Source organism: Roseateles sp. SL47 (genome assembly GCF_026625885.1).
In the GTDB taxonomy this organism is placed as follows: domain Bacteria; phylum Pseudomonadota; class Gammaproteobacteria; order Burkholderiales; family Burkholderiaceae_C; genus Roseateles.
Window position 1 is genome coordinate 5,184,297 of the sequence record NZ_CP113068.1, and the last position, 22,688, is coordinate 5,206,984.

A 22,688-nucleotide genomic window follows, 5' to 3' on the forward strand; every position below is an offset into this window, starting at 1 on the left:
CGAGTTCGGGCCACCCCGGTCACCGAGGCGGCTCAAGCCTGCTCTAATCCTCTCTCACCCTGTTTCTGAATGCGGCTGGGCCGCGGTGACCAAACGGAGATGTCTAGCGTGACTCGTTCCCTTTCCGATACCTGCGCTTCCACCCCGGTGCGCCTGGCCTGCCTGGTGGCAGTGGCCTCGCTCGCGGCGTGCAGCTCGCTGGACAGAATCACCTCGGGTGACAAGGTCGACTACAAGGCCCAGGCCAAGCAGACCACCGGCCTGGATGTGCCGCCCGACCTGACCCAGTTGCCGCGTGACACGCGCCCGGCCGGTGGCACCGTGAGTGCAGCCCAACTGGCGAGCCAGCCGACCGCTCAGCGCCCCCTCGGCGCAGCCCCCAACACGGTGGCCGTGGCCAAGGCGGGTGAAGCGGAATTCCAGCGCCTGGGCAACTCCCGCTGGATTCATAGCAACCTGACGCCGGAAGAACTCTGGCCGCAGCTCAAGGCCTTCTGGGGGGAGCGTGGCCTCCAGGTGGAAAGCGAAGACCCGGCAGTCGGCGTGATGGAAACCAACTGGGCTGAAAACCGCGCCAAGCTGCCGCAGGATTTCATCCGCAAGTCCATCGGCACCATCCTCGATTCCATCTACTCCACCGGTGAGCGCGACAAGTACCGCACCCGGGTGGAACGCAGCCCGAACGGTGGCACCGACATCTACATTGCCCATCGCGGCATGATCGAGGTCTACACCAACAGCCAGAAGGACGACACAGCCTGGCAACCGCGCCCTGCGGATCCGGAGCTGGAGTCCATCATGCTGTCGCGCCTGCTGCTGAAGCTGGGCGGCAAGGAAGACGCGGCCCAGGCCGTGGCCGCCAACCAGCCGGTGCCGCAAGGGTTCGAGAGCCGCCCCGCACCCACACCACGCTCGCTGGCGGATGTGCCGAACAGCATCCAGCTCAACGAAGGGTTCGACCGCGCCTGGCGCCGGGTGGGCCAGTCGCTGGACCGTCACGGCTTCACCATCGAAGACCGCGATCGCAAGCAGGGCCTGTTCTTCCTGCGCTACGCCGACCCCAATCAGGCCGGCAAGGACGAACCGGGCTTCTGGTCTCGCCTGTTCGGCTCGGACAAGGCGACGGCTTCGGTGCGTTACCGCGTGGCGGTCAAGTCCGAGGGTGAACGTTCCACCGTGGTCATCCTGGACGACAAAGGCCAGCAGCAGACCAACGAAATGGCCAAGCGCATTCTGCAACTGCTGCTGGAAGATCTGCGCTGAGCCGCAGGCCTTCTCCCCAGCAAAACGCCACCCTCGGGTGGCGTTTTTATTTGGATATTTGGAATATCCACTCTAATACCAGTGCCGAAGTGTTTGATTTAAAACTGGCAAGGCTGATAAAAAGTGCAAAAAGAAAAAGCCGCCTGGGCCAAAGGCCAGGCGGCTTTCTCGCGGACGAAGATCGTCTTAGTTGCTAGCGGCCGAAGCGGGAGCCGAAGCGTCAACGGCCGGAGCCGAAGCGGCGTCCACCACCGGAGCCGAAGCGGGAGCCGAAGCTTCCGGAGCGGGAGTAGCGACGGGAGCAGGAGCCGGAGCTTCTTCCTTCTTGCCGCAAGCGGTCAGTGCAACAGCGGCCAGCAGGGAGGCCAACAGGATCGACTTTTTCATACTTGTCCTCAAGTAACTTTTAGACGAACAATCAATTACCGGTAATTAATGAAGCCGTACAACTGTGCAAGTGGACTAGCCAGGGGTTAGCCAAGGGTTAATCGCGGTCAAGTACGAATGCACGAACTTCAAGCAGACCAAGACGGGGAAAACCTCGAGCGCTTTCCTCGCCTAGCCAAAGATTATAGCCATCAGTTTGTAATCTCCTTACAAGCCCAGGGTGCTACCCGCGAATGAATCGGTAGAGCGTTGCTCAATAGCGTCAAACCATTCCTTCGTCGTGGCCTCCTCCCGGGCATGGCGCAGGGTCAATGACGCCCGGGTGGGAGTCCAACGCTTGAACACCAGCAATCCGGGTGCCAGCACCACGCCGATCGGCGACGGCTGGCTGCGTTCACTGCTGTCCGCCGGCTCGAACGCTTTGGCAGTGACGACGTGATCATGCCATTGACGCCACTGCACAAAACGCGGGTGCGCACGACGTAGAGGCTCGTAATCCGCCGCCAGCAGCCGCAGGCGGCGGTGCGGCAGCGCCCAGCCATGCAGTTCCTCCAGCAAGGCAGCGTCAGACAGCGGCCAGTCACCGAAATCCGTGTCCATCCAGCAGAGCTCGCGGCCCGCCTGCTCAGCACACACCTGCAAGACGTGACGCAACAGTTGCTGAATCTCGTCTCTCGATTCGTAAACGCCGTCCTGCAGTTCCATGCGTGCTCCCGTGGGCGCCTCAGAGGGGCTGCACCCAGCCGTCTTCCGCCCATTGATCCAGCAGATCCCGTGCCCCCTCGCTCAGCCGGGCCACATCACCCGCCGAGAGGCGGCGCTGGTCAGCCAGGCGCCGCATCAGCGTCGCGTCGCGGCCGCCCGCGCGGAAGGAGGCGCCGTTGATGAAGATGTGGGCCTTGTCATACATCATCCGGCTGCGCGCATCCAGCCGGACATCCCCCCCTTCCGCCAGGGCTTCACCCGCATCAAAGAACACCAGCGGCTTGGGTTCGGTCAGAGCTTCGCCCAGCGCACGCTCCAGGGCCAGCGGCTCATGCACCGCCTTGAGCACGGCCTCGCGTGCAAAGGCCACCAGGGCCTCGGGAATGAGGCCAGGCGCCACGGTGGCGGGCTGACGGGGATCGACATACATGCGGTCGGACCCCGGCACATCGTCTTCGTCGCCTTCGTCGGTCAGGCGGACCAGCAACTCATTGGCCAGCTCTGCGCGCCAGGGTGAACGGAAGCCCACCGACGCGGTCATGCAATCGCCGCCCACCGCCACACCGTCATGGGCCCAGCCGGGCGGCAGGTAGAGCATGTCGCCCGGTTCCAGGATGAAGTCCTGCTCGGGGGTGAAGTCCGCCAGGACCTTCAGCGGGACATCGCTCCGCAGTTCACCGGTGGTGGCCACGCCACGACGGCCAATGTGCCAGTGCCGGCGTCCGCTGACCTGGATGAGGAAGACATCGTAGGAATCGAAATGGGGGCCGACACCACCGCCGTCACTGGCATAGGACAGCATCAGATCGTCCAGCCGGGCCTCAGGCACAAAACGGAAGCGGTTCAGAAGCTCGTGGGCCGCGGGCACATGCAGGTCCAGGCCCTGCAGCAGCACCGTCCATTGCGGCTTGCTCCAGGCCGGCAGCTTGCTGATGGGGCCCTTGCGCAGGGACCAGCGGTCGCCCGGTTGCTGGCTGACCAGACGGGACTCCACCTCGTCACTGGCCGCGAGCCGGGCCACGGTGGCGCGGTCAATGGGCGGCACCACGCCGGGCAAGGCCTGGCGCACCAGCAAGGGCTGCTTCTGCCAGTGGCGCTTCATGAACTGTTCCGGGCTCAGGCCGCCCAGCAATTCGGTGGGGACGGAGATGTCCAGGCCGGAGCCGGAGGCCTTGGCCTTGGTGGTGGCTTTGGTGGTGGCTTTGGTGGCGCCCTTGGTGGTGGCTTTGGTGGTGGCTTTGGTGGCGCCCTTGGTGGTGGCTTTTGTGGTGGCCTTGGCAGCGACACCACGGTCGGCCCTTGTTGAAGTCTTGGGCGCAGCAGGCACCGCAGCGGCGGTGGCGTTCTTGGTGTTCTTGGCAGTCATGTCGGCATTGTCCTCGGTTCAGCCGGGCGGGAATCGGCCATGCGAGAATCCGTTGATGCAAATCACTGCCCCCTGCGTAGTCTCCCTGACGTGGAGACTGGAAGATGCCCAAGGCCAGTCCGTGGAAGAACTGAATCCCGCAATGGAATTTTTCTACGGCGGCGATGACCTGTTTGCCAAAGTCGAGGAGGCTCTGGCGGGCCATGTCGTCGGCGACGAGGTCAGCGTGGCGCTGCAGCCGGAAGATGCCTTCGGCGACTATGAAAGCGACCTGGTCTGCTTCGAGGCGCGCGAAATCTTCCCCGAGAACGTGGTGGTAGGCATGCAGTTCGAAGGCCTGCCCGAAGGCGCAGCCACGCCGGACATGCCGGCCGACCGCATCTACACCGTGACCGAGATCTACCCCGAGCATGTGGTGCTGGATGGCAACCATCCGCTGGCGGGCATCGGCCTGCGCATTCACGTCACGGTCTGCGACGTGCGGGAAGCCACCGAAGAAGAGATTGAAGCCGGCACCCTGGGCGACTCCGGCTTGACCGTGCTCAACGGCCCCGCGCCGGACGAACCGCTGCACTGATCCACCCGCACGGGTCGAGGCTCAGGAAGCCCGGGAGCCTGGTGAAGCGCGCCTGGTGGGGGCCCGCAACGTCCCTCAGCCCTTGCCCGTCGACCCGAACCCGCCTTCGCCGCGTGCCGAGGCGTCGAAGTCGTCCACCAGGCGGAACTGCGCCTGCACCACCGGCACGATCACCAATTGGGCCATGCGGTCCATCGGCTGCAGCGTGAAGGCCTCCTGGCCCCGGTTCCAGACGCTCACCATCAACTGGCCCTGGTAGTCCGAGTCGATCAGGCCGACCAGATTGCCCAGCACGATGCCGTGCTTGTGGCCCAGGCCGGAGCGCGGCAGGATGATCGCCGCCAGCCGGGGGTCGCCAATGTGGATGGCCAGACCGGTGGGCACCAGGCTCGTCTGGCCAGGGGCGATGGTGAGCGGGGCATCCAGGCAGGCCCGCAGGTCCAGGCCGGCACTGCCCGACGTGGCATACGCCGGCAGGTGCTCCGCCATGCGGGCGTCAAGGACTTTCAGATCAATCGTGGTCATAGGGAAGAGTAAGGTCGGGCGGGGCGGGTCAGGCGGGATACGTCGTCAGGCGCTGGGCGATTTCGCGGACCAGTTCCCGCGCCAGGGTGAGCTTGTCGGCACGCGACAGTTCACGCTCCCCGCGGGCATCCACCAGCACCAGCGTATTGTCGTCCTGACCGAAGGTGGCCGGACCCAGATTGCCCACGATCAGCGGCACATTCTTGCGCTGACGCTTTTCACGAGCATGCTTCACCAGATCCTGGCTTTCGGCAGCGAAGCCCACGCACAGCGGCGGACGCGGCAGCGCGGCGACGGTGGCGAGGATGTCGGGGTTCTCGGCCAGTTCCAGGCGCGGAATCTCTGCTGCGCCCGGCGCAGCGTTCTTCTTGATCTTGTGGGTCTGGGCCTGGGCCGGACGCCAGTCCGCCACAGCGGCCGTGGCCACGAACACGTGATGAGACGCCGCCAGCGGCAGCACCGCCTCCAGCATCTCGCGGGCGCTCTGCACGTCGATGCGGCGCACGCCCTGCGGCGTTGGCAGATGTACCGGCCCGGCCACCAGCGTGACATCGGCCCCCGCCTCCGCTGCTGCGCGGGCCACCGCAAACCCCATCTTGCCGCTGGAGCGATTGGTGATGCCGCGCACCGGGTCGATGGCTTCGTAGGTGGGCCCGGCCGTGATCAGCAGCTTGCGGCCGGCCAGCACCTTGGGCTGGAAGTGCGCCACCACCAGCTCCAGCAACTGCTGCGGCTCGAGCATGCGGCCGTCGCCCACTTCACCACAGGCCTGGTCGCCGTTGCCGACCCCCAGCACCACGGCACCATCGGCCTGCACCTGGCGGACATTCCGCTGGGTGGCCGGATGGGCCCACATTTCGCGGTTCATCGCCGGGGCCACCAGCAAAGCGCAGCGATGCGCCGGGCGCGCCAGCGCGGTCAAGGTCAGCAGATCGTCGGCGCGGCCCTGCGCCAGTCTGGCCATCACATCGCCACTGGCCGGCGCGATCAGCATCGCATCGGCCTCGCGGCTGAGGTTGATGTGGGCCATGTTGTTGTCCGGTCGGGCATCCCATTGGCTGGTGAAGACCGGTCGGTTGGACAGCGCCTGCATCGTCACCGGCGTGATGAACGACTCGGCGGCCTCCGTCATGATGACCTGCACGGTGGCGCCAGCTTTCACCAGCAGCCGCGTCAGCTCGGCAATCTTGTAGCAGGCAATGCCACCGGACAGGCCCAGCAGCAGGTGCTTGCCGGCCAAAGGATTGGATTCGGACATAGCGTGCGACTCTATCAGCGCAGGCCCGGCCCGGAACACAACCGGATCAAGACCCGCCGGTCAACTGACCTTGGTCATGAGGCTCTCCGTACCGAACGCGCACAGCGCGCACGAAACCGGAGCAGGACACTTCTGAAACGGCAGAGACGGTTCTACTTGCGGCGGAACACCAGGTCCCAGACGCCATGGCCCAGCTTGAGGCCGCGGTTCTCGAACTTGGTGAGCGGGCGATAGGCCGGCTTGTCGGCATAACCGGCATCCGGCGCGGTGTTGACCAGGTCCGGGTCGGCCCCGAGCACCTCCAGCATCTGTTCCGCATACGGCGCCCAGTCGGTGGCGCAGTGCAGATAACCGCCCGGCGCGAGATGCTTCACCAGACGGGCCACAAACGGCGGCTGGATGAGGCGGCGCTTGTTGTGGCGCTTCTTGTGCCAGGGGTCTGGGAAGAAGATGTGGACACCGGCCAGGGAGGCTTCTGGAATCATGTGCTCCAGCACTTCCACCGCGTCGTGCTGGAAGATGCGGATATTGGAGATGTCCTGCTCGCCGATGAGCTTGAGCAGCGCGCCCACGCCGGGTTCATGGACCTCGCAGCCGATGAAATCATGGTCGGGCAGGCTGCGGGCAATCTGCGCCGTGGCGCCCCCCATGCCAAAACCGATTTCCAGCACCACGGGAGACTGGCGGCCAAAGACCTGCGCGGTGTTGAGCGGGCGCTGCTCGAAGGGCAGCACAAATCGCGGGCCCAGTTCGGCCAGGGCCTTGATCTGCCCCGTGCCCATGCGGCCGGCGCGGACCACAAAGCTGCGGATGCGGGCACGGGCAGCAGATGCATCGCCACCGTCTGCGGCAGGGTCCGAGTGACCAACATCATGCGGATCGGTGGGAATGGGCGTGGGAAGCGACATGGTGGCGAGCAACGGAAATGGGACCAGCCTCGGTGAACGAGGCCGGCAAGAGAATTGATTTTAGGGGAGTGGGCGATTCAGGCCCTGGGACCGGCGCTCAGACCAGCCGGCCCATCACCAGCGGTGAAGGCGACCAGGGCGCGGCGGCATCGCTGATCGTCACCGCCGCTTGCAGACGCGCCGCCGCCGACTCGGCGGCCGCTTCGGTCGCCGCATGCACAAAGGCCAGCGGCTCACCAGCAGCCAGCACATCGCCCAACTGGCGCATGCCATTGAAGCCCACCCGCATGTCCAGCACATCACCGGGCAGCCGACGTCCGCCCCCCAGCTCCACGATGATCAGCCCGATGTCACGCGTCTGCATGGCCGTGAGGCGACCGGCGCGCAGCGCTGGCACGGGACGCACCACCGGCGCCACAGGCAGGTACTGCTGAGCGTTCTCCACCAGATCGGTCGGCCCGCCCAACGCAGCCACCATGCGGCCGAAGCGCTCGGCTGCGGCGCCACTGTCCAATGCCGCCTGCAGCCGCTCACGCGCCGCTGTCAGATCGGGCACCAGGCCTCCCATCAGCAGCATCTCGGCCGCCAGGGCCAGCGTCAGTTCATGGGTCCGCGGGTCGCGGGGCACCCGGCCTGTGAGGTAATCCAGCGCGCCCTGCACTTCCAGCGCATTGCCGATCTCGCCGCCCAGCACCTGATTCATGTCGGTGATCAATGCATGGGTGCGAAGGCCGGCGCCCTGCGCCACTTCCACAATGCTGCGGGCCAACTCCTCGCCAAAGGCCGGTGTGGCGGCAAACGCGCCATTGCCGCATTTGATGTCCATGGCCAGCCCCTGCAGGCCGGCCGCCAGCTTCTTCGACAGGATGCTGGCGGTGATCAGCGGCACGCTCTCCACCGTGGCGGTGACATCCCGGGTGGCGTAGAAGCGCTTGTCGGCCGGTGCCAGGTCGCCGGTCTGGCCGATGATGGCGCAGCCGAGGGTGCGCACGATGCGGTCGAAATCCGGATTCGCCGGCGCCGTGTTGTAGCCGGGAATGGCTTCGAGCTTGTCCACCGTGCCACCGGTATGGCCGAGGCCGCGGCCCGCGATCATCGGCACATAACCGCCGCAGGCCGCCACCAGCGGGGCCAGCATCAGGCTGAGCTTGTCACCAACACCACCGCTGGAATGCTTGTCCAGCACCGGGCCCGGCATGTCCGGCCAGGCCAGCACACGGCCACTGTGCATCATGGCGCGGGTGAGCGCCACCGCTTCCTCACGGTTCATGCCCCGCAGGAAGATGGCCATGCCCAGCGCGGCCACCTGCCCTTCACTCCAGCTGCCATCAACCAGACCCCGCACAAAATGCTGGATCTGCGCCTCGTCCAGCGCATGGCCTTCGCGCTTGGTGCGGATGATTTCTTGAACAAGCATGAGGCGGCCGAACTTCAGTACACGCTCTGCACGGCCTGGCTGGCCTGGCCGGCCAGCACGGCTTCGATGTCGTCCAGCAGGCCGCTGGCGCCGAAGCGCATGCGGCGCGGCTGCACGGCGTCGGGGCCCAGGGTCTGGGCCGCCATCTGCAGATAGGTGCGCGCATCCACCACCGAGCGGATGCCACCGGAGGCCTTGAAGCCGGCATGACCCAGCCCGCTGGCCTGGATCTCCTCCAGCATCACGCGGGCGGCGTTCACCGTGGCGGACACCGGGCTCTTGCCGGTGCTGGTCTTGATGAAGTCCGCGCCCGCCATCAACGACAGGCGCGTGGCTTCACGGATCAGGTCCGCCGTCTTCAGCTCGCCGGATTCAATGATGACCTTCAGCGTCAGCGGACGGGTGGCATGGCGCACTTCGGCCAGGAACTCCGCCACCTCGCTGGCCTGGCCCTGCATCAGGGCACGGTACGGCAGCACCACATCCACTTCCTGCGCACCGGCGCTGGCAAGGGTGTCGATGTCGGCCAGCACACGCGGCAGATCCAGGCTGCCATCGGGGAAGTTGGCCACGGCCGCCACCTGGATGGTGGCGGGGAGCGCGGCACGGGCCTGCGCCACAAAACGGGGCCACACGCACACAGCAGCGACAGGGCCCCGGCCTTCCGCGCCGACGGCACGCCGGCACAGGGTGTCGATGGTGGCGGGGGTGTCCCCGTCATTCAGGCTGGTCAGATCCAGGCACTGCAACGCCAGGCGCGCTGCTTCTTCAAGACTCATCTCGGTCTTCATTCATAACTCCCAGGATGGCCATGCAGCGCATGCTGCCTTCGGCCTTGTGAGCCGATGGCCAGCGCCTCATCGCCCGATCATCGCCCGATGTTGGGGAATGCCCATGGCCTTGCGGCCACGGCCCCATGATCTTGCACGGTCCGGCGCTCAGGCGCGCAGCGATTCCAAGGTCGCCAACGAGGCCAACAGCTGGCCCAGGAAGGCCGAGGCGCGGTCGCCGGACGCCTTGGCCTGCTGCAGTGTCAGTGCGTGCGTCAGCGCTTCGTCCGACAGACCCGCCGCCATGTTGGTGATCAGCGCCAGCCCCCCCACCCGCAGGCCGGCATGGCGAGCCAGGATGGTTTCCGGCACGGTGCTCATGCCGACGGCGTCCGCGCCCCAGGCGGAGAACATGCGGATCTCGGCGGGCGTTTCAAACTGCGGGCCGACCGCCCAGACGTAGACGCCCTGGCCCAGCACCATGTTGTGGGTCTGGGCCACCTTGACGGCCTGATGGCGCAGCTCGGCGTCATACGCGGTGCTCATGTCGGTGAAGCGGTCATTGCCCGGCAGGCCGGTCAGCGGCGAGCGCTGCGGCGCATTGATGTGATCCGAAATCATCATCAGGCTGCCCGGGGGCAGGTGCGAACGCAGGCTGCCGGAGGCGTTGGTCAGCAGCAGCAGCTTGACACCCCAGGCCTTCAGGCTGCGGATGGCGCCGGCCATGCCGGTGCAGTCGCCGCTTTCGTAGGTGTGGGCACGGCCGCGCAGCATCACCACGCGTTGCTGGCCCACCCGGCCCACGGTGACCTCGGCCACATGGCCCTCCACCTTGGGTTGGGGAAATGCCGGCAGCTGCGCGTAGGGCAGATGCTGCTGGTCCTGCAGTTGCTCAACCGCACCACTCCAGCCGGAACCCAGCACCACGGCCACTTCCGGGGCTTGCTCGCCAAAGGTGGCTTTGAGGGTGGCGATGCTGGCAGTGATGGCGGCATCCAGGGCGGCGCCTTGCAAGGGCATGGACATGAGGTTCTCCTTCAGGCGTTCTTGAGATGGTCGGGGCCGAAGCTGGCGGGCAGCAACTGCTCCAGCGTCCAGTGGGCGCGCACGCCGGTGCTGTCACCCGCGATGACGATCAGATCGGCCGGCTGCGCGAACTCGCGCAGCTTCTGGCGGCAGCCGCCGCACGGGGTGATGATTTCGCTGCCGGCACCGGTCACCATGACCGCGCGGGCCACGCGTCCACCGGCCATGATCATGTGGCCCAGGGCGGTCGTTTCGGCGCACCAGCCTTGCGGATAGGCGGCGTTTTCAATGTTGCAGCCGGCGTGGATGCGGCCGTGCTCGTCCAGCACGGCCGCCCCCACCAGATACTTGGAGTACGGTGCGTAGGAGTGCTGGCGGGCGTCCATCGCAGCCTTCAGCAACTGCTGCACCAATGAATCGGTCAAACCTGGAATGTGCATCGTTGTCCCTTCCATTCTTCACGCTCGGCGGCAGAGCCCCAGGCTGCGCGACCTGTGGCGGGCCTCACGGGGCCTGAGCGGCAATGCCTGGCGCCCAGCCGCCGTCCAGCGGCTGCCGCGCCTCAGCGCTCTTTCACATACGGCTTGCTCAGCGCCTTCGGCGCCACGGCCTGGCCGATGAATCCGGCCAGCAGCACCACGGTCAGGATGTAGGGCAGCGCCTGAATGGCCTGCACCGGCACCTCACCGATGCCGGGCAGCGACACGCCCTGCAGCCGGATGGCCATCGCGTCGAGGAATCCGAACAACAGGCAGGCCGCCAGCGTGGGCAGCGGCTTCCACTTGCCAAAGATCATCGCGGCCAGGGCGATGAAGCCACGGCCTGCGGTCATGTTGGGCGAGAACGAAGCATTCTGCGCCAGCGTCAGATAAGCCCCACCCAGCCCGCACAGCACGCCGTTGAGCATCAGCGCGGTATAGCGCAGGCGCGGCACCGACACCCCGGCGGCATCCACCATCGCGGGGTTCTCCCCCACGGCGCGCAGACGCAGACCGGGCCGCGTGCGCTCCAGGAAGAACCACACCACGACCACCAGCGCAAACGCCAGGTACACCAGCAGGTTGTGGCTGAGCAGCCCATGGCCCAGCACCGATCCCAGCCAGCTGCCCGGCACCGGTTCGGCCCACTGCGGCAGCAGGCCGGTGAGACGCTGCGAGGCGTCGATCGGCGGCGTTTGGCCACCTTGCGCAAACCAGGCAATGCCCAGCACCACGGTGAGGCCCGCAGCCACCATGTTCAACGCCACACCCGACACCACCTGGTCGCCGCGGTGCGTCACGCAGGCAAAACCATGCAGCGCCGACATCGCGCAGGCCACGGCAATGGCCGCAGCAATGCCCAGCGGCGCGGAATGGGCCACGCTGGCTACAGCGGCCGCTGCAAAGGCGGCCGCCAGCATCTTGCCCTCCAGGCCGATGTCCACCACGCCGGAACGTTCGGACAGCAGCCCGGCCAGTGCCGCAAACAGCAGCGGTGTGGTGACGCGCAGCGTCGAGGCCAGCACCGACCCGATCAGCACCTCATCCATGAGATTTCCCCTCGCCCGCACTGCGCGCACGGCGCAACAGCAGCGTGTAGAGCTTTGCAAACATCGGTGCGCTCACCATGGCCATGGCGCCGGCGAACAGCACGATCAGGCCCTGCACGGTCACCACCATTTCGCGGCTGAAGCCCGGCACCTCGAAGGACACTTCCACGCCCCCCTGGTACAGCACGCCAAACAACAGCGAAGCCAGCACGATGCCCACCGGATGGTTGCGCCCCATCAAGGCCACGGCAATGCCGGTGAAACCAGCGCCGGCCACGAAGTCCAGCGTCAGCTTGCCCTGGACCCCGGCGATTTCATTGATGCCCACCAGCCCGGCCAGCGCGCCGGAAATCCCCATGGCCGCCAGCACCTGCCAGCGCGGGCGAATGCCCGCGTAATGCGCTGCGTTGGGGTTGGCCCCCACGGCCCGCAGCACATAACCGGCCCGGCTCTTCCAGAGAAACCACCAGACAAACACACAGGCCAGCACCGCCAGCAGAATCGACAGGTTCAACGGGGACGACGGCAGCTCCCATCCGAACCGGGCCGCCAGCTCATGGATGGCGGGCATGCGGGCGGAAGGGGCGAAGTCGCTGCTCTCCACCGACATCGAACCCGCTGGACGGAGCCAGTTCACCAGCAAATAGCCGTTCAGGCTGGCCGCCAGGAAGTTAAACATGATGGTGGTGATCACCACATGGCTGCCGCGCCAGGCTTGCAGATAACCCGGGACGGCGGCCCACAGCATGCCGAAGGCCGCCGCCGCCACGATGGCCAGCGGCAGCATGACCACCGCCGGCAGCTTGGGGCCGAGCCACAGCGAGATCAGCGCCACGCCGATGCCCCCCAGTGTGGCCTGCCCTTCCCCGCCGATGTTGAACAGGCCGCCGTGAAACGCCACGGCAACCGCCAGCCCGGTGAAGATGAAGGTGGTGGTGTAGTAGAGCGTGTAGCCGAGGCCTCGGGCGCTGCCCAGCGCGCCGTCCAGCAGCACGGACAGGGCCTGCACCGGGCTGGCCCCAATCAACAGCACCACGCCGCCGGCCACCAGCAGGGCGATCAGCAGGTTCCACAGCGGCAGCAGCACCAGATCCATCCAGCGCGGCATTTGCAAGGCTTGACTCATGAGGAGGCTTTCGCGGCAGGAGCGCTCTGAGGCTTCTCCGCGTGGTCAGGGGTAGCGGCCATCAACAGGCCCAGGTTCTTCTCGGTGCATTCGTCGATGCCGAGCTCGCCGGTGATGCGGCCCGCATTCATCACGATCACGCGGTCGGCCAGCGCCAGGATTTCGTCCAGCTCGCTGGAGACCAGCAGCACCGCACAGCCCGCATCACGCAAACGGCGGAGCTGGTTGTGGATGAATTCGATGGCGCCGATGTCGACACCCCGTGTGGGCTGGCCCACCAGCAGCACGGCGGGCTGCTGCCCGATCTCGCGCGCCAGGATCAGCTTCTGCTGATTGCCGCCCGAGAACTTCGACGAGCCCAGCTCCGCATTGCGCGGGCGGACGTCGAAGTCCTCCATCATGCGGGCGGTCTGGGCGCGCAGATGGCGTTGGTTCATGGCCAGGCCCAGCGGGCCGGCGCAGTATTGGTCCTGCTCGTGATACCCCAGCGCAGCGGTTTCCCAGGCGGGGAAGCTCAGCACCATGCCCAGCAGGTGGCGGTCTTCCGGCACATGCGCCACCTTGAGATCGCGTGCGGTGCGCGGGTCCAGCCACTGTCCGGCACGGAACTGCTGCCCGGCCAGTTGCAGCGAACCGGCATCCGGCCCGCGCATGCCCGACAGCACTTCCAGCAGTTCGCTCTGGCCGTTGCCGGACACCCCGGCCACACCAACAATCTCCCCCGGGCGCAGCGCCAGGCTGACCTGGGTCAGCAGATGCACGCCCGCCGCACTGGCGACGCTGAGGCCCTGGGCGCTCAGCACCGGCTGGTCGGACTGCGGCTGTGCCGCCCCACCGGCACGCCCCAGGTGGACCTTGCGGCCAACCATGCTTTCGGCCAGATCTTCCGGGCTGGTGTCGCCGATGCGCGTGGTCTTGACCACCGCTCCGGCGCGCATCACCGTCACCGCATCACACAGCGCCATCACTTCGCGCAGCTTGTGGGTGATCAGCAGAATGGTGGTGCCACGCTCGCGCAGGCGACGCAGCACTTCAAACAGCTGGTCGGTCTCCTGCGGCGTCAGCACCGCCGTGGGCTCGTCCAGGATCAGGATGCGGGCACCGCGATACAGCGCCTTCAGGATCTCCAGCCGCTGCAGCTCCCCCACCGGCAGATCGGCGACGGTGGCATCCAGGCGCACCTGCAGGCCGGTGTCGCGCATCAGCGTTTCCAGTTGCTGACGCACCTGGCGCTTGGCGCGCGACAGGAAGAAGGCGGGCTCGGCGCCCAGCATGACGTTGTCCAGCGCCGACAGCGTGTCCACCAGCATGAAGTGCTGATGCACCATGCCGATGCCCAGGTCGATGGCCTGATGGGAATTGCTGATCTGGACCCGCTGGCCGTTGATCTCGATGTGCCCCTCATCGGCATGGTAGTAGCCGTAGAGGATGGCCATCAGGGTGCTCTTGCCGGCGCCGTTTTCGCCGACGAGACCATGCACCGTACCGGGCATGACCGACAGGCTGACCGACCGGTTGGCCTGCACCGCGCCGAAGCGCTTGGAAATGTCGCACAGGCGTACCGCGGGCGCGGGTCCGCCGCGTGAGGACTCTGTCATGGTGGACGCCGGAGGGTCAGTTCTTGCAGGCGTTGTCGGCCATGTAGTCGGCCACCTTGATCTTGCCGGCGACGATGTCGGCCTTGTAGGCGTCCAGCTTGGCCTTCACGGCGGGCGAGATCAGTTTGGCATTGTCCTGATCCAGCGCGTATTCCACGCCGCCCTCCTTCAGGCCCAGCACCAGGATGCCGGGCTTCCATTCCTTCAGCACGTTGTAGACGGCCACGTCCACCCGCTTGACCATGGAGCTCAGCATGGTGCCGGGCTGCAGGTGGTTCTGATTGCTGTCCACGCCGATGGCGAACTTGCCGGCGTCCTTGGCCGCCTGGTAGATGCCCACACCGGTGCCACCGGCTGCGGCGAAGACCACGTCCACGCCCTTGGCGAACTGGGCTTTGGCCAGTTCACCGCCGCGGGTGGGGTCGTTCCAGGCGGTGGCGGTGGTGCCGGTCATGTTCTTGAACAGCTCGACCTTGGGGTTGGCCGCCTTGGCGCCCTGCTCGTAGCCGCATTCAAACTTGCGGATCAGCGGAATGTCCATGCCGCCGATGAAACCCACCTTGCCGGTCTTGCTGGTCAGCGAGGCCAATGCGCCCACCAGGAAGCTGCCTTCCTGTTCCTTGAACAGCACCGACTGCACATTCGGCTGGTTGACCTTCTCGTCGATGATGACGAACTTGGTCTTGGGGAAGTCCTTGGCCACCTGATTCAGGGCCGAGGCCTGCGCAAACCCGACCGAAATGATGGGGCTGGCGCCCCGCTCCGCCATGCGGCGGATGGCCTGCACGCGCTGGGTTTCGTTGCTGATCTCGAATTCGAAGTACTTGCCGCCGGTGTCGGCTTTCCACTTCTCGACGCCACGATAGGCGGCTTCATTGAAGGATTTGTCGAACTTGCCGCCCATGTCGAAGATGACCGCCGGCGTGGTGGCTTGCGCCAGCGCCGTGCCGGACATCAGTGCCAGCGCCAGGCCGGACATGAGCGAGGAAAGCGACATGGAAGGCTTCATTGCAGTCCCGATTCAACGAGGGAGAGGTCCAAACACAAGTCCGTCAGCATGCACGATTCGGGCCACCTGATGCCAAAGACCTTGTCGCAAAGACCGAGGCGGTGGCAGGGGGTCCGACGAGCTCAGGTCTGGACGGAGCGGGGCGGATTTTAAGGATCGCGGAGTGTAGACGAGTCTAAGGAAAACGCTAAACGTTTGCGGCCCCCATGAGCCTGGGGCGCGGGCTCTAAACGCCCGCGCTGTGGTGTCCATGCCATTGAGGGAAAGTGGCCACTGGCCGGGCCGTTTCTGCGCCGCCTGCCCCGGCGCTGCGACGCCACCTTCGCACCGAGCGCCAATCGCCCACGCGCGTGATGAACGGTCCGCAGACTTTTCTCGCAGAGTTGAGAATTACTTTCATTTAGAATCTTTTCTTCGGCCCCGTCGGGCCTGCTTTGCCAGCTCTTTCGGCTCGCCTGGATTCCCACACATGAGCGCTGTCCCGATTTCTACTCTCGCCCAAGCCGCCATCGGCGAGGCACACCGCGTCAAGACGCTGCAGGCCCCTGCCTACGCGCCAGAATGGAAACAATGGTTGGAGGAGCTTGGCTTCGTCGCCGGCGAGCATGTGGCGGTGCTGGCGCGCGCCATGCCCGGGCAGGATCCGTTGGTGGTGCGCATCGGCCAGTCCACCTTTGCCCTGCGTCGCGCGGAAGCGGACTGCGTGCATCTGCTCGGCCTGGATGAGGACGCGTCCTGCGTCTCTCCCACCCACGGCCACCCGGGAGCTTCCCATGCGTGAGGCCGTTGTCCATCTGCATCCCTCCGGCCCCTTGCTGGCGCTGGTGGGCAATCCCAACTGCGGCAAGACCGCCCTGTTCAACCGCCTGACCGGGAGCCGCCAGAAGGTCGCCAACTACGCCGGTGTGACGGTGGAGCGCAAGGAAGGCCGGCTGCGGACAGCGGCAGGCAAGCTGCTGCGCGTGCTGGACCTGCCGGGCACCTACAGCCTTTATCCGCGCTCCCCGGATGAGCGGGTAACGGTGGATGTGCTGGCCGGTCGCGCCCAGGGCGAAAAACGGCCCGACTTGGTGGTGTGCGTGCTGGACGCCACCAACCTGCGGCGCAATCTGCGCCTGTTCTTTGCCGTGCAGCGTCAGGGCGTGCCCTGCGTGGTGGCGCTGAACATGTCGGACCTGGCCGCTCGCCGCGGCATCCAGGTGGACACCGAACGCTTCAGCCAGTTGCTGGGCGTGCCGGTGGTTCGGACCGTCGCCACCGATGGTGCCGGTCTGGATGACCTGCGCGCGGTGCTGGACCGCCCGGAAACCTGGCAGCCCACTGCGGTGGGGGACCCTGCGGAAGCCGCCGACGGCGACGACCATCAACGCCTCACCACCATCCTGCGGGAACTGAAGCTGGACAGCCACCAAGGCGAACTGCCCAGCGACAAGGTGGACCGGCTGGTGTTGCATCCGGTCCTGGGCCCCGTCATCCTCGCGGTGCTGCTGTTCTTCCTGTTCCAGGCCGTGTTCTCATGGGCAGAACCCCCCAAGGATCTCATTGAAGGGGGCATTGCCTGGCTGGGCGAACAGGTCGGCCAACTGCTGCCGGAGGGCTATTTCCGCAGCCTGGTGGTGGATGGACTGATTGCCGGCGTCGGCTCGGTGCTGGTGTTCCTGCCGCAGATCCTGATCCTGTTCTTCTTCATCCTGGTGCTCGAAGAGTCGGGGTATCTGCCCCGGGCGGCCTTCCTGCTGGACCGCATCATGGGCTCGGTGGGCCTGTCCGGCCGCAGCTTCATTCCGCTGCTGTCCAGCTTTGCCTGCGCCATCCCCGGCATCATGGCCACGCGTTCGATTGCGAATCCGCGGGACCGGCTGGTCACCATCCTGATCGCGCCGCTGATGACCTGCTCCGCCCGGCTGCCGGTGTACGCGCTCTTGATCGGCGCCTTCATTCCGGAGCGCACCGTCTGGGGCGGCATCGGGCTGCAGGGCCTGGTGCTGTTTGCGCTTTACATGGCCGGCATCGTGGCGGCGATGGGTGTGGCCTGGATGCTCAAGCGCTTCACCAGCAGCGGCCGCCAGGTGCGTCCGTTGATGATGGAACTGCCCAGCTATCACTGGCCGCACTGGCGCAGCTTGCTCATCGGCCTCTGGCAGCGCACCGAGATCTTCATCAAGCGCGTGGGCACGATCATCCTGGCGCTGACGCTGCTGCTGTGGCTGCTGTCCAGCTTCCCGGCGCCACCTCCGGGTGCGACCGGCGCGCCGATTGAATACAGCATTGCCGGCATGCTGGGACGTGCGCTGGCGGTGGTGTTCGAGCCGATCGGCTTCAACTGGCAGATCAGCCTGGCCCTGGTGCCAGGGCTGGCGGCGCGCGAGATTGCCGTGAGTGCGCTGGGCACGGTGTATTCGCTGTCCGCCACGGCGGAAGACGCGGCCCAAGCGCTGACGCCGCTGATCGTTCAGACCTGGAGCCTGCCAACGGCCTTCTCGCTGCTCGCCTGGTATGTGTTTGCACCGCAGTGCCTGTCCACCATCGCAGCGGTGAAGCGCGAGACGAACGGCTACAAGATTCCGGCCATCATGCTGGCCTATCTGTTTGGATTGGCCTATTTGGCGTCGTGGCTGACCTTCCATATCAGCCGGTGGTTGATCGGTTGATGACCCACGGGCGAGGATCGCCAACACGAGTGTCAATGCCGGGTTGACCATCTTGGCAGCATGTGGGCGGCGGCTATGCTGGCGCCCCATGACTGCCTCCTTCCTCCCCCGCTTCCGCGTTGGTGCCCGCACCGATGCGGCTTCTCTGACGCTCGCACACCCGTTCGCGTTGCAGCTCCCGCGCTCCGCAATGGCCGCCGCGCTGCTGACCGCCGCCGCCACGCTGCCCTTCAACGCACTCGCCGCCTCGCCGGGCGTTGGTGTCGCGGCGGCCGTCGCCAGCGCTCATGCCGGCCCTGCGAGACATTCCCCGGCTGCAGCGGCAAGCGGCAGCAGCGTCACTTCGGCCGCCGACAAGCGCTTCCAGCGTCTTGCCCACGATTACATCGAAGCCCTCTGGAAGCTGGATCCCGAAGCCGCCGTGGCCGCGGGCCGTTATGAATTCGCCGGCAAGCTCAACCTGCCCGACGACCGCACACGCGCCCGCCAACTCGCCTTCACCCGGCAATGGTTGAAGCGCTTCGAAGCCATCGCTCCGGACACCCTCGGCCCCGCGTCCCGCACCGATCTGGGTCAGGTGCTCAACAAGCTGCGCGCCGATCAATTCGGGCTGACCGAGTTGCGTGAGTTCGAATGGAACCCGGCCAATGTGAATGTGGCGGGCCAGCTCGATCTGATCCTGTCCACCGACTACGCGCCGCTGCCACAACGTCTGCGGGCCCTGTCCAGCCGCCTGGCCCGGGTGCCGGCGTATTACCAGGCCGGCGCCGCCAGCCTGCGCACCCCGACGCTGGAGCACACCCAACTGGCCATCGACCAGGCCCCCGGTGTGCTGAGCGTGCTGGACGACATCAGCCAATCCCTCCACGAGCCGCAGGCCAAGGGCCTGAGTGCAGCGGACCAGCGCCAACTCCAGCAGCGGATCGCGGCGGCCCGCGCCGCCGTGCAGACCTGGCGTGAAGGCCTGAGCTCGCGCCTGGCGGCGCTGAAGACCGATGGCAACGCGCGCAGCTTCCGTCTGGGCCAGGCGCTCTACGAGAAGAAGTTCGGCTATGACATCCAGTCCGCCCACAGCGCCGAGCAGATGTACCAGAAGGCCCTGGCCGCTCGTGAGGAACTGCTGACCCGGATGGACGCCCTGGCCGACCAGCTCTGGACGCAGACCCAGGGCAACGCCCCCAAGCCGCAGGATCGATTCGAGAAGATCGGCGTGGTGATCAACACCCTGTCGGCGCAGCACGTGAAGCGCGAGGACTTCGTCAAAGAGATCCGCGGGCAGATTCCGCAGCTGGAACGATGGATCGTCGAGCATGACCTGCTGACCATGGACCCCAGCAAGCCGCTGACGGTGCGTGAAACGCCGGTCTACCAACGCGGCGTGGCGGGAGCCGGCATCGAGGCGCCCGGGCCTTATCGCCCGCAGGACCGCACCTATTACAACGTGACGCCGCTGGATGACCTGACCGATGCGCAGGCCGAAAGCACGCTGCGCGAATACAACCAGTGGATTCTGCAGATCCTGAACATCCACGAAGCCGTGCCGGGCCACTACACCCAACTGGTGCATGCCAACAAGTCGCCCTCCCTGGTGAAGGCGCTGTTTGGCAATGGCGCCATGGTGGAGGGATGGGCCGTGTATGGCGAACGGATGATGCTGGAGTCCGGCTACGGCAACCATGCGCCGGAGATGTGGCTGATGTATAGCAAGTGGAACCTGCGCAGCGTCACCAACACCATCCTCGACTACAGCGTGCATGTGCGCGGCATGACCGAAGCACAGGCGCTGGACCTGCTGATGCGCCAGGCCTTCCAGACCGAGCGCGAGGCACGGGAAAAGTGGCGCCGGGTGCAGCTCACGTCGGTGCAACTGACCAGCTACTTCAGCGGCTACTCCGACATCATGGAACTGCGCCAGCAACGCCGTGATGCGCTGGGTGACCGTTTCAAGCTGAAGGACTTCCACGAGGAATTCCTCAGCTACGGAAGCGCTCCGGTGCATGTGATTGCGGAGCTGATGGGCAAGCGCTGAACCCCGCCAATGGTGTTCCAATCCTGGTCATGAGCCAGGACATTCAGGGGCTTGCCCCCTCCCCCACCCCAAGCGACGCCGGTGCCTCTCAGGCACCGGCGGTTGTGGTCGCGCCTGTGGCCGAACGGCTGGAAGCGCGCATCACCGAACTGGAAATCAAGGCCAGTTTCAGCGAGGACCTGCTGGATACGCTGAACGCCCAGGTGGCCTTGCAACAGCAACAGATCGAGGCGCTGGTGCGGGAGATCACGCAACTGCGCCGCCAGATCCCGGAGGGCCGCCCGGACGGCTCACGCAACTTGCGGGACGAACTGCCGCCGCATTATTGAGGGCCCGACGCGGGCCGCGCCTTCAGGGCCGCGCCGGCGAATTCAGTCCGCGCTGCACCGCGTCGCGGGCCAGGAAGGCCGTCAGCACGCGCTGCACTTCCTTGAAGTCCGACAGCCCGACCAGATCGCCGGCTTGATAGAAGTGGGCCAGCGTGTTCACCCAGGGCCAAAGGGCGATGTCGGCAATGGTGTAGTCGTTGCCCATGATCCAGCCGCGGCCGGTGAGGCGCTGATCCAGCACCTTGAGCAGACGCCGGGATTCAGCCACATAGCGGTCGCGCGGCCGCTTGTCTTCGAAGTCCTTGCCGGCGAACTTGTGGAAGAAGCCCAACTGGCCAAACATCGGGCCGACGCCGCCCATCTGGAACATCACCCACTGCAGCGTTTCATAACGGCGTGCGGGGTCGGTGGGCAGCAACTGGCCGGTCTTCTCCGCCAGATACACCAGGATGGCGCCGGACTCGAACAGCGCCAACGGCTCGCCGTTCGGGCCGTTCGGGTCCAGGATGGCGGGGATCTTGTTGTTCGGGTTCAGAGAGAGGAACTCCGGCGACATCTGGTCATCCGTCTGGAAGCTCACCAGATGCACCTCATACGGCAGGCCCACCTCCTCCAGGAAGATCGACACCTTCACGCCATTGGGTGTGGGCAGGGAGTAGAGCTGCAGACGGTCAGGATGCTGGGCCGGCCACTTCCGGGTGATGGGGAATTGGGAGAGATCGGTCATAGTCCGGCCATTGTCAACACTCCTGCATTCTCGAGTGGTGTCGAAGGTCAAAGCACCTTCACGGGCGAGCACGCGCTGACCCGGCCGGCGGCGGCTCATCGGTCGAGGTCTTCAGGAAGGCCACCAGGTAAGCCACCAAGGCGGCCACACCCTGCCTTCAGTCCCGGGGAATGCGGTTCACCAGGGGCTCGCCGCGTTCAAACGCGGTGATGCTGTCCAGGGTGGTCTGCATGATCTGGCTGATGGCCTCTTCGGTGAGGAAGGCCTGGTGTCCGGTGACGATGACATTCGGGAACGACACCAGGCGCTGGATGCAGTCGTCGGTGATGATGGTGGAGGACAGGTCCTGGAAAAACAGCGACGCCTCCTGCTCATACACATCGATGGCCAGGCCGCCCAGGTGGCCGGTCTTGAGCGCCTGGATGGCTGCATCGGTATCCACCAGGCCGCCGCGACTGGTGTTGATCAGGATGCAGCCCCGCTTGGCGGAGGCCAGCGACTGCGCATTGACGATGTGGTGGGTGTCCGGTGTCAGCGGGCAATGCAGCGACACCACATCGCTTTGCGCCAGCAACGCCTCGGCAGGCACATAGCGCCCCCCCAGCGCCTCAAATGGCGGTGTCGGGAAACGATCGTAACCCAGCACCGTACAGCCGAAGCCCGCCATGATGCGCGCAAAGATGCTACCGATCTTGCCGGTGCCGATCACGCCCACCGTCTTGCCGTGCAGGTCAAAACCCATCAGGCCGTCCAGCTCAAAGTTCCCATCCCGGGTGCGGGCGCTGGCGCGGCAGATCTTCCGATTGACGGCCAGCAGCAGGCCGACGGCGAACTCCGCCACCGAATACGGGGAGTAGTCGGTGACCCGCACCACCTCGATGCCCAAACGCGCAGCAGCCTCGGCATCGACATGGTTGTAGCCGGTGGAACGGGTGGCCAGCAGCCGGGTGCCCTGCGCCTGGAGTTGCGTCAGCACGTCCGCATTCGCCACGTCGTTCACAAACACGCAGACGGCCGGACATCCTGCGGCGAGGGCGGCCGTCTCCCGCGTGAGGCGGTCCTGGATGAACACCAGCTCGTGCCCGGCTTGCTGGTTGGCCCTGCCGAGCAGGGACTGGTCGTAGCGACGGGCACTGAACACCGCTGTCTTCATGGCACTCTCCTTGCCGAAGATTCTGCATGTGCCACGCCCCGTCTGCCGCCACGATGGAACGGAACGGACAAAATCGGCTTCACCATGCCCGCCCCTTCGTCCTCCAAGCGTCCGTTCGCCGCACCACCGGCGCTTGTTCCCGGTGCGGCCCACGCATGGCATCGGGATGTACCGGACTTTGAGCAGGTGTATGGGGTGGCGCGCTGGGACTGGCAGCACAGCGGGGCGCCGGTGGACGCCTTGCGCTGGTCCATCACCTTCAGGACTGCTCGACGGGGTGATCAGCTGACGCGGTGACTGCGCGCCCCGTCGGAATGACGGGTCAGGCTCAGCGCC

23 protein-coding genes are annotated in these 22,688 nt (G+C 66.1%); 7 read left to right on the forward strand and 16 right to left on the reverse strand.

Features of this window, described 5'->3' with window-relative positions; all coding sequences use genetic code 11:
• Positions 1–108: 108 nt before the first annotated feature.
• Complete coding sequence (gene bamC / locus OU995_RS22440; protein ID WP_267832363.1) at positions 109–1,263, forward strand: outer membrane protein assembly factor BamC; 1,155 nt, start codon at positions 109–111, stop codon at positions 1,261–1,263.
• A gap of 186 nt (positions 1,264–1,449) precedes the next feature.
• On the opposite strand, the gene OU995_RS22445 is transcribed toward bamC, so the two are convergent.
• The 3 genes from OU995_RS22445 to OU995_RS22455 form a co-directional block, all read right to left on the reverse strand.
• Positions 1,450–1,650, reverse strand: coding sequence for a hypothetical protein (locus tag OU995_RS22445; protein ID WP_267832364.1), 201 nt, complete (start codon positions 1,648–1,650; stop codon positions 1,450–1,452).
• A 207-nt stretch (positions 1,651–1,857) separates the two neighbouring features.
• Positions 1,858–2,355, reverse strand: a complete 498-nt coding sequence (locus OU995_RS22450; RefSeq protein WP_267832365.1) for a hypothetical protein — start codon at positions 2,353–2,355, stop codon at positions 1,858–1,860.
• 19 nt (positions 2,356–2,374) lie between these two features.
• Complete coding sequence (locus OU995_RS22455) at positions 2,375–3,511, reverse strand: JmjC domain-containing protein (protein ID WP_267836337.1); 1,137 nt, start codon at positions 3,509–3,511, stop codon at positions 2,375–2,377.
• Positions 3,512–3,776: 265 nt separating this feature from the next.
• Between OU995_RS22455 and OU995_RS22460 the strand changes: the two genes are divergently transcribed.
• Complete coding sequence (locus OU995_RS22460; RefSeq protein WP_267832366.1) at positions 3,777–4,298, forward strand: FKBP-type peptidyl-prolyl cis-trans isomerase; 522 nt, start codon at positions 3,777–3,779, stop codon at positions 4,296–4,298.
• 75 nt (positions 4,299–4,373) lie between these two features.
• Here the strand turns inward: OU995_RS22460 and dut are convergent, their stop codons facing one another.
• The 11 genes from dut to OU995_RS22515 all read right to left on the reverse strand — a co-directional run bounded on the left by dut (position 4,374) and on the right by OU995_RS22515 (position 15,451).
• Positions 4,374–4,823, reverse strand: a complete 450-nt coding sequence (dut, locus tag OU995_RS22465; protein WP_267832367.1) for a dUTP diphosphatase — start codon at positions 4,821–4,823, stop codon at positions 4,374–4,376.
• Positions 4,824–4,851: 28 nt separating this feature from the next.
• On the reverse strand, positions 4,852–6,081 hold the full coding sequence (gene coaBC, locus OU995_RS22470; protein WP_267832368.1) for a bifunctional phosphopantothenoylcysteine decarboxylase/phosphopantothenate--cysteine ligase CoaBC: 1,230 nt from the start codon (positions 6,079–6,081) through the stop codon (positions 4,852–4,854).
• A gap of 152 nt (positions 6,082–6,233) precedes the next feature.
• Positions 6,234–6,989, reverse strand: coding sequence for a tRNA (guanosine(46)-N7)-methyltransferase TrmB (gene trmB / locus OU995_RS22475; RefSeq protein ID WP_420714752.1), 756 nt, complete (start codon positions 6,987–6,989; stop codon positions 6,234–6,236).
• 97 nt (positions 6,990–7,086) lie between these two features.
• Positions 7,087–8,406 (reverse strand): thymidine phosphorylase, encoded by a 1,320-nt coding sequence (deoA, locus tag OU995_RS22480; RefSeq protein WP_267832369.1) that lies wholly within the window; start codon positions 8,404–8,406, stop codon positions 7,087–7,089.
• 14 nt (positions 8,407–8,420) lie between these two features.
• Positions 8,421–9,197, reverse strand: a complete 777-nt coding sequence (gene deoC, locus OU995_RS22485) for a deoxyribose-phosphate aldolase (RefSeq protein WP_267832371.1) — start codon at positions 9,195–9,197, stop codon at positions 8,421–8,423.
• A gap of 147 nt (positions 9,198–9,344) precedes the next feature.
• Positions 9,345–10,202 carry a purine-nucleoside phosphorylase gene (locus OU995_RS22490; protein WP_267832372.1) on the reverse strand — a complete coding sequence of 286 codons (858 nt, stop codon included), beginning with the start codon at positions 10,200–10,202 and terminating at the stop codon, positions 9,345–9,347.
• Positions 10,203–10,213: 11 nt separating this feature from the next.
• The gene (locus OU995_RS22495) at positions 10,214–10,642 is read right to left on the reverse strand and encodes a cytidine deaminase (protein WP_267832373.1); all 429 of its coding nucleotides are present in this window, start codon (positions 10,640–10,642) and stop codon (positions 10,214–10,216) included.
• Positions 10,643–10,764: 122 nt separating this feature from the next.
• On the reverse strand, positions 10,765–11,730 hold the full coding sequence (locus OU995_RS22500) for an ABC transporter permease (protein WP_267832374.1): 966 nt from the start codon (positions 11,728–11,730) through the stop codon (positions 10,765–10,767).
• On the reverse strand, positions 11,723–12,856 hold the full coding sequence (locus OU995_RS22505) for an ABC transporter permease (RefSeq protein WP_267832375.1): 1,134 nt from the start codon (positions 12,854–12,856) through the stop codon (positions 11,723–11,725). Before OU995_RS22505 ends, OU995_RS22500 begins: the two co-directional genes overlap by 8 nt.
• Complete coding sequence (locus OU995_RS22510) at positions 12,853–14,454, reverse strand: ABC transporter ATP-binding protein (protein ID WP_267832376.1); 1,602 nt, start codon at positions 14,452–14,454, stop codon at positions 12,853–12,855. The genes OU995_RS22505 and OU995_RS22510 overlap by 4 nt, the downstream gene beginning before the upstream one ends.
• Positions 14,455–14,470: 16 nt before the next feature.
• On the reverse strand, positions 14,471–15,451 hold the full coding sequence (locus OU995_RS22515; protein WP_267832377.1) for a BMP family lipoprotein: 981 nt from the start codon (positions 15,449–15,451) through the stop codon (positions 14,471–14,473).
• A gap of 481 nt (positions 15,452–15,932) precedes the next feature.
• On the opposite strand from OU995_RS22515, the gene OU995_RS22520 reads away from it, so the two are divergent.
• The 4 genes from OU995_RS22520 to OU995_RS22535 all read left to right on the forward strand — a co-directional run bounded on the left by OU995_RS22520 (position 15,933) and on the right by OU995_RS22535 (position 20,472).
• Positions 15,933–16,244 carry a FeoA family protein gene (locus OU995_RS22520; protein ID WP_267832378.1) on the forward strand — a complete coding sequence of 104 codons (312 nt, stop codon included), beginning with the start codon at positions 15,933–15,935 and terminating at the stop codon, positions 16,242–16,244.
• Entirely contained in the window at positions 16,237–18,114 is a 1,878-nt protein-coding gene (gene feoB, locus OU995_RS22525; RefSeq protein ID WP_267832379.1) for a ferrous iron transport protein B, read from the forward strand. The genes OU995_RS22520 and feoB overlap by 8 nt, the downstream gene beginning before the upstream one ends.
• Before the next feature lie 88 nt (positions 18,115–18,202).
• Complete coding sequence (locus OU995_RS22530) at positions 18,203–20,143, forward strand: DUF885 domain-containing protein (protein WP_267832380.1); 1,941 nt, start codon at positions 18,203–18,205, stop codon at positions 20,141–20,143.
• A 104-nt stretch (positions 20,144–20,247) separates the two neighbouring features.
• Positions 20,248–20,472, forward strand: a complete 225-nt coding sequence (locus OU995_RS22535; RefSeq protein WP_420714900.1) for a SlyX family protein — start codon at positions 20,248–20,250, stop codon at positions 20,470–20,472.
• A gap of 22 nt (positions 20,473–20,494) precedes the next feature.
• Here OU995_RS22535 and OU995_RS22540 read toward each other — a convergent pair whose 3' ends face one another.
• Together OU995_RS22540 and OU995_RS22545 are read right to left on the reverse strand one after the other, a co-directional pair.
• Entirely contained in the window at positions 20,495–21,199 is a 705-nt protein-coding gene (locus OU995_RS22540; RefSeq protein WP_267832381.1) for a glutathione S-transferase N-terminal domain-containing protein, read from the reverse strand.
• A gap of 157 nt (positions 21,200–21,356) precedes the next feature.
• Positions 21,357–22,352 carry a 2-hydroxyacid dehydrogenase gene (locus OU995_RS22545; protein ID WP_267832382.1) on the reverse strand — a complete coding sequence of 332 codons (996 nt, stop codon included), beginning with the start codon at positions 22,350–22,352 and terminating at the stop codon, positions 21,357–21,359.
• Between the two features lie 84 nt (positions 22,353–22,436).
• Between OU995_RS22545 and OU995_RS22550 the strand changes: the two genes are divergently transcribed.
• A complete protein-coding gene (locus tag OU995_RS22550; RefSeq protein WP_267832383.1) occupies positions 22,437–22,649 on the forward strand; it encodes a hypothetical protein in 213 nt (70 codons plus the stop codon).
• Positions 22,650–22,688: the final 39 nt, after the last annotated feature.

Excerpts from the sequence above, each read along its gene's own strand:
- OU995_RS22500 (WP_267832374.1), bottom strand. The coding sequence starts at position 11,730 with ATGGATGAGGTGCTGATCGGGTCGGTGCTGGCCTCGACGCTGCGCGTC.
- OU995_RS22495 (WP_267832373.1), bottom strand. The coding sequence starts at position 10,642 with ATGCACATTCCAGGTTTGACCGATTCATTGGTGCAGCAGTTGCTGAAG.
- coaBC (WP_267832368.1), bottom strand. The coding sequence starts at position 6,081 with ATGTCCGAATCCAATCCTTTGGCCGGCAAGCACCTGCTGCTGGGCCTG.
- OU995_RS22460 (WP_267832366.1), top strand. The coding sequence starts at position 3,777 with ATGCAAATCACTGCCCCCTGCGTAGTCTCCCTGACGTGGAGACTGGAA.
- OU995_RS22445 (WP_267832364.1), bottom strand. The coding sequence starts at position 1,650 with ATGAAAAAGTCGATCCTGTTGGCCTCCCTGCTGGCCGCTGTTGCACTG.
- OU995_RS22530 (WP_267832380.1), top strand. The coding sequence starts at position 18,203 with ATGACTGCCTCCTTCCTCCCCCGCTTCCGCGTTGGTGCCCGCACCGAT.
- OU995_RS22545 (WP_267832382.1), bottom strand. The coding sequence starts at position 22,352 with ATGAAGACAGCGGTGTTCAGTGCCCGTCGCTACGACCAGTCCCTGCTC.
- OU995_RS22450 (WP_267832365.1), bottom strand. The coding sequence starts at position 2,355 with ATGGAACTGCAGGACGGCGTTTACGAATCGAGAGACGAGATTCAGCAA.
- OU995_RS22520 (WP_267832378.1), top strand. The coding sequence starts at position 15,933 with ATGAGCGCTGTCCCGATTTCTACTCTCGCCCAAGCCGCCATCGGCGAG.
- OU995_RS22515 (WP_267832377.1), bottom strand. The coding sequence starts at position 15,451 with ATGTCGCTTTCCTCGCTCATGTCCGGCCTGGCGCTGGCACTGATGTCC.
- deoC (WP_267832371.1), bottom strand. The coding sequence starts at position 9,197 with ATGAAGACCGAGATGAGTCTTGAAGAAGCAGCGCGCCTGGCGTTGCAG.
- trmB (WP_420714752.1), bottom strand. The coding sequence starts at position 6,989 with ATGTCGCTTCCCACGCCCATTCCCACCGATCCGCATGATGTTGGTCAC.
- OU995_RS22550 (WP_267832383.1), top strand. The coding sequence starts at position 22,437 with ATGCCCGCCCCTTCGTCCTCCAAGCGTCCGTTCGCCGCACCACCGGCG.
- OU995_RS22540 (WP_267832381.1), bottom strand. The coding sequence starts at position 21,199 with ATGACCGATCTCTCCCAATTCCCCATCACCCGGAAGTGGCCGGCCCAG.
- OU995_RS22490 (WP_267832372.1), bottom strand. The coding sequence starts at position 10,202 with ATGTCCATGCCCTTGCAAGGCGCCGCCCTGGATGCCGCCATCACTGCC.
- feoB (WP_267832379.1), top strand. The coding sequence starts at position 16,237 with ATGCGTGAGGCCGTTGTCCATCTGCATCCCTCCGGCCCCTTGCTGGCG.
- OU995_RS22505 (WP_267832375.1), bottom strand. The coding sequence starts at position 12,856 with ATGAGTCAAGCCTTGCAAATGCCGCGCTGGATGGATCTGGTGCTGCTG.
- deoA (WP_267832369.1), bottom strand. The coding sequence starts at position 8,406 with ATGCTTGTTCAAGAAATCATCCGCACCAAGCGCGAAGGCCATGCGCTG.
- OU995_RS22510 (WP_267832376.1), bottom strand. The coding sequence starts at position 14,454 with ATGACAGAGTCCTCACGCGGCGGACCCGCGCCCGCGGTACGCCTGTGC.
- dut (WP_267832367.1), bottom strand. The coding sequence starts at position 4,823 with ATGACCACGATTGATCTGAAAGTCCTTGACGCCCGCATGGCGGAGCAC.